The organism is Oceanobacillus sp. AG, from assembly GCF_009746545.1.
Taxonomy (GTDB): Bacteria; Bacillota; Bacilli; order Bacillales; family Amphibacillaceae; genus Oceanobacillus; species Oceanobacillus indicireducens.
In genome coordinates this window covers 1-1,497 of sequence record NZ_WOWT01000074.1, presented here as the reverse complement: position 1 = coordinate 1,497, position 1,497 = coordinate 1, and the positions used below count along the sequence as shown (strand labels likewise).

Sequence of the window (1,497 nt, the reverse complement as noted above, 5' to 3'; positions counted from 1 at the left end):
TACACATTATAATATGCCAGGTGCGTTTTTCTTGGAAGGTTCCTTGGAGCATCAGCGTTTGGAGCGCGCAATCCAGAAACTTATAGAGCGTCATGAACCCCTTCGGACTTCTTTTGAAGTAGTTCATGGGGAGCCGGTTCAAATAGTTCATGAAGAAATGAACTTTACATTGAAGGTAAACCAAGCTTTAGAAGAAGATATTCAGGAGAAGATGCAGGAATTTATTCAGCCATTCAATTTAGAGAAAGACCCGTTATTCCGTGCGGAATTGATTCAGTTAGGGAATGAAAAGCATCTACTGTTGATAGATATGCATCACATCATATCGGATGGGGTGTCTATGGGAGTACTGTTTAATGATTTATCCAGTATCTATCAAGGGAAAATGCCACAAAAACTTAAAATATATTATAAAGACTTTGTAATGTGGGAAGAACAGTGGATGACATCCGAAGGATTTAAGCAACAGGAGAATCACTGGTTAGACGTCTTTTCGGATCCAGTTCCAGTTTTAGAACTACCAACGGATTATCCACGGCCAGATATGCAAAGCTTTGAAGGAAGTCGTCTAGAATTTGTGTTGGATGAAAAAATAACTCGTTCACTTAAACAATTGGCTGCCGAAACAGGAACAACCTTGTATATGCTTTTACTCTCTGCATACAATATCCTGTTACACAAATATACCAATCAATCAGATATTTTAGTTGGAACGCCTGTAGCTGGCAGACCACATCCAGATATTCAATCAATGACAGGAATGTTTGTCAATACGTTGATAATGCGTAACTATCCGGAGGGACAAAAGCAAATCAAGGAGTTTATTCAAGAAGTAAAAAGTGGGGCGATTACAGCTTATGATCATGCGGATTATCCATTCGAAATGCTAGTAGAAAAACTAGCTCTGGCTAGAGATCCGAGTCGCAACCCATTGTTTCAGGCTATGTTTACCATGCAAAATTTTGACGAAGGCTTGCTTGACTTGGAAGGACTACAAGTCAGACCCTATGAAATAGATTACCGAATTTCTAAATTTGATTTGACCTTATCTGCAAGAGAAACACAAAAATACATTGAATGTGAAATCGAGTACAGCACGGCTTTGTTTTTTGATGAAACTATTCAACGAATGTCCGAACATTTTATACAGATAGTAAAAGCAATGGTAGCTTATCCCGAAGAGAAAATTTCTAAAATGGATATACTGACAGAACAGGAGAAGCATCAACTGTTGGTTGAATTTAATGATACAGAAATGCCATATCCGAAAGAGAAAACAATCCATTCCTTGTTCGAAGAACAAGTGGAAAAGGTCCCCCATCAAGTAGCTGTGGTATTTCAAGAAAAACAGCTTACTTATAAGGAATTGAATGAACGGGCAAACCGCTTAGCGCGTGTTCTGAGACAACGTGGAGTAACCTCAGAAGACCGAGTAGGCTTATTAATGGAACGGTCATTGGATATGATTGTGGGGATGCTGGCGATATTAAAGGCGGG

At 39.1% G+C, this 1,497-nt stretch carries 1 protein-coding gene; it reads left to right on the top strand.

Annotation, left to right across the window (positions count from 1 at the left end):
* Nucleotides 1-31 precede the first annotated feature (31 nt).
* Nucleotides 32-1,497, top strand: a 1,466-nt coding sequence (locus GN217_RS18510) for a non-ribosomal peptide synthetase (protein ID WP_232334506.1), incomplete at its 3' end; no start/stop codon positions are given.